General features: G+C 51.4%; 3 protein-coding genes. 2 read left to right on the forward strand and 1 reads right to left on the reverse strand.

The window, feature by feature from the left end; genetic code table 11:
* The first annotated feature begins 153 nt into the window (after positions 1–153).
* Complete coding sequence (locus tag HEM79_RS21995) at positions 154–855, forward strand: replication initiation protein (protein WP_001281395.1); 702 nt, start codon at positions 154–156, stop codon at positions 853–855.
* Between the two features lie 256 nt (positions 856–1,111).
* Here HEM79_RS21995 and mobQ read toward each other — a convergent pair whose 3' ends face one another.
* On the reverse strand, positions 1,112–3,259 hold the full coding sequence (gene mobQ / locus HEM79_RS22000) for a MobQ family relaxase (protein WP_001029354.1): 2,148 nt from the start codon (positions 3,257–3,259) through the stop codon (positions 1,112–1,114).
* Positions 3,260–3,437: 178 nt separating this feature from the next.
* On the opposite strand from mobQ, the gene mobC reads away from it, so the two are divergent.
* Complete coding sequence (gene mobC / locus HEM79_RS22005) at positions 3,438–3,692, forward strand: relaxase accessory protein MobC (protein WP_000091746.1); 255 nt, start codon at positions 3,438–3,440, stop codon at positions 3,690–3,692.
* The last annotated feature ends 406 nt before the right edge of the window (positions 3,693–4,098 follow it).

Here is a 4,098-nt window from a genome sequence, read left to right on the forward strand (position 1 = left end):
TTTTGGGGGTGAAAGGTGGAGCTTTTGGGGGTGAAAGGTGGAGCTTTTGGGGGTGTAATCCACAGAAAAAGGGGGTTGCAAAAAAAAAACTTCCACCCATATGATAAGTGGCGTACAGTAAAAAAACGCCACCAATAGCAACGAGCAAGCGAAATGTCAGATCTGATAGCTTACAAATCAAACGCCCTTATCGAGGCAAGCTACAAGCTCACTTTGCAGGAACAGCGCTTCCTGCTGGTCTGTATCAGCCGCCTGAAATCCGGAGAAGATTCCCCTTCGCCGGATGAACAAAAAACCATGACCATCACGGCTGCAGAGTTTCATGATGCCTTTCCTGACATGGGACGGCAGCACGCTGAAGCTAGGCTCAAGGAAGCGATAGATCGCCTCTGGGACAGGTCAGTAATCATCAAGAACGAGGAAAAACGAGAAGAGTTCCGCTGGGTGCAGTACCGGGCGCAGTATTTCAAAGGTGAGGCGAAAGTAGATATCACCTTCTCCGATGCCATCATGCCGTATCTGACACAGCTCAAGGGGCAGTTTACGCGGGTAGTCGTGAAGAACGTCTCCAGCCTTTCCAGCACCTACAGCATCCGCATTTACGAGCTGCTCCAGCAGTTCCGCAGCACCGGTGACAGAACGATAGCTATCGATGATTTCCGAACCATGCTTGCCGTTGAAGATAAATATCAACAATTCAAAGACTTGAATAAGATGATAATCAAGCCAGCCATCGCCGAACTGAACGAAAAAAGCGATCTGGTTGTAACTGTTGAGACGATCAAAAAGGGGCGCACGGTTGTAGCCCTGCATTTTCGCTTCAAGGAAGACAAACAGATCAAGATGACGATCTAAAATCGATTTTAAGGCACCTAAAACGCTCCCTGCTGCGTTTTTTTTGTGTTAGTAGTGCGAAGGTACTATTGAAGTGAAAAATTGCGTCAAAAACGCTCTGATGCAGCGAAAAAAGACCCCCAATTTTTGGGGGCGGAAAAACAAAACTATGCTTGCGTTATGTGAGTGTGCTTCTTGCATTCATCCCTGTCGATGAACATCGAAGAACATCGACGAACATAACACGATGTTAAACAAAACAAAATATTGTTCACATTCACTGTGACCAACCGCGATCATGTCTCCTCTCGGTGGTGTGTGTTCGTGCATCTTCCTCGCGCTGCCATTCCTCCCAGGTACGGTTAAAACCCAGCGAGCGGAACAGATGATCCGGCTGTTTTTCTGGTGTGTTGACGGCAGCAAAAAGCGGTGCCTCACGGGTTTTCAGATGAAACTGCATCAGTTCTGGTGCAGGTGATATGTGGCTGTCTGCATCGTGATTTACGGCAACACCATACCCTGCATACCGTAACCCCTTATCGGTCAGCGCACTGATGACCAGATGCCTGTTATCGGCTGAGGGAACGGCAAACGCGGGATACAGCGTACCATTAAGCCGGATAACACCGCCCAGAGAGTCATCCACGCCCATGACCAGCAAAAGCTGAAGCTGGCGGGTTTCCCGGTCGACAGAACTCATGACCGGCATCAGCGTCGGTGGCAGACGTCCCTGCATAAAATCCACCTTCCTTGCCGCTGGTGATGGCATGGCTGGCTGGCGGTCTTCTCCAAGACAGAAAGACTCCGGCCATGTCTTCGGCTGGCGGAGATTGCGGGTATGTTGCGGCCATGTCTGGCAAACCTGCGTCAGCAGTTGCTCAAAGGTTGCAGAGGAATAAACACGTTGCAGTGGCGGACGTTGGCCGATTTCGCTTCGGTCACAGATATAACCACTCCTGTCACGCATTAAATCAACACTCTCAAAGATTCTGGTGCGGTATTTCTCCAGCTCGTTCCCCCAGAGCGTATATTCTCCGTTCCGGTTGTGAAGCAGAAGGTAACAGGTCATTTCCCCGTTACCAGGCATGGGAGCCTCGCCATACCCCGTAACGACTGCTCTCAGCACCCCTGAATCCATAACGGCATTGTCATTTTTCCTGAGCTGCTCCGCGCGACTACGTTCAGTATCTTCCTGTTCCTTCCGGCGCAATTCCTCTTCACGTTTAAGCAACTGGGCTCTGAGAGCTGCAAGGCCGGATTCCCCCCACTGCTGCCACTGTTTTTCAAATGCCATCTGACTCGCGGGAATGTCCTGTTTCTCCACCTTCCGGTAATGCTGTCGTAATTTTTCCATTTGCTGGCTCAGAGACTGGATTTTTCCCTGCTCACTACGGTATTCCGGTGCCGCCCATTGCATCAGGGGAATACGGGAAAAACCGGACGAAAACGGCGATGATTTTTTCAGGCTGGCAGCATGGCTCATCGCTTCCTTTCGTTCGGTGTTCAGCTCTTCCCAGCGTCTGCGCGTCGCCTGCATATCTGCCATCATCGACATGGCATTACTGGTGAGTTTCCATGCCGAGTTACTGTCCTTCGGCAACGCTTCGATAATGTCACGTAGTGTGTACGAAGTTGCGTTGTCAGGAAGCCCGATATTCAGAAGGTCAGCCACACGGCGGGCAGGCTCTGTCAGCCCTCCGTTCCTGAGTTCGGTGCGGGAAATCTGTATTTCCAGGTTAAGCCTGTTAATCAGACGATTCTGTTCGCCGCGTTCTGTTTCGATACCGCGTGTTTCCATCGCACAGGCAGACTTTCCGAGGTGAATACCAGGCGTTTTCTCAAGCCCCTGTCGCTCGTATGAACGATGGTCTATCTCTTCCTGATAACCGGCGTTCGCCAGTGCCCTGTTTGCATGGTCAGCCCATGATGCCCGCCACGTCTCGGCATGTGTCCGGTCGTTCCAGTCCCTGACCTTTCCGCTGAACCCAGCAGGTCCGATAGCCCTCGTGGTCAGCATGATGTGCGCATGGGGATTTGTTTTATCCATGTGATGGAACGCCACATCAGCAATCATGCCCTGACTGACAAAGTTTTCTCTGACAAAGGCGAGAACGGTTTCCCGTGCGGCATCCTGCGGCAGTTCGTGGGGGATGGCGAGTTCAATTTCCCGCGCAAGTTGTGAGTTCTTCCGGCGTTCGGCCTTCTCAACGGCATTCCAGAGTTCGGCACGGTTCGTACACCAGGCAGGGGCGGTGGCGGGGGTCAGAATCACAGCCTCAGCCACACCGCTTTTGCGGGTGTAGTCGTGAGTCAGTCCGGTACGCTCATCAAGCATCAGTGAACCGGAACGATAGGCAGCGGAAGCTACGGCGCTGTAGCCGCTGCTTCTGGAGATAATTTTCATGCTGAGATGATAAATCGCCATTTCTGCCGTAATGCCTTTTTGTAGTTTTCTTTCAGCCCCGCAGGGCGCACACAATCGAAACGGAGTGGAGATTGTATAAGTGCGCACTTCGTGATTTGCCGTGCATTATGCCAGCTCAGTTTTTAAACTACCAGTGACGCGCTAAAATGCGATTTTTCATCGCGCACGGAGTTACATCATGAGCAGAACGCTCGAACAGAAGATTGCTGATGCTGAGGCGAGATTACAGCGCCTGAAGGCGAAGAGCCGGAGCCTGGACACAGCGCAGAAGGTTGTTGTGGGTGCTGCATTGCTGGCAAAGGTCAGAAAGCCGGAAGAGGTGCAGTTGCGTGCCTGGTTACTCCAGTTCCTGAAGGCAGAGGTGACACGACAGGCTGATGTGACGCGCATACTGCCGCTGATTAACGAGCTGGAGGCGCTGCCAGAACAGTGATTGTATCGTCCGCTCGCCGCAGCCCCAGCGACCGAGCGTTAGCGAGCGAGTGGGCGAGGAAGCGGAAGTGAATCAGTCGCCAGGTTGAGCACATACGCACGGTTTTTCGGCAGGTGATATGCGCTGAACCCGCATGAATACTGGGTTTCCACAGGGTTGGAGGGGGTGTATTCGAAACTTGCAATTCTGCTTTATTGCAACGCATTGTTTTTATTGGTTTTTTGTTTTCAGCACCCCAAGTTATCCACAGGCTCGCCGTTAAGTTTTTAAGATCTTATTTTTAGATCTTTTTTTTTAAAACCTTTTTAGGTCTTGTAACACCATGATTTTAAAGATGTTCTGGCAAGATAAGTGGAGCTTTTGGGGGTGAAAGGTGGAGCTTTTGGGGGTGAAAGGTGGAGCTTTT

The organism is Escherichia sp. 93.0816, assembly GCF_013368855.2.
Lineage (GTDB): Bacteria > Pseudomonadota > Gammaproteobacteria > Enterobacterales > Enterobacteriaceae > Escherichia > Escherichia ruysiae.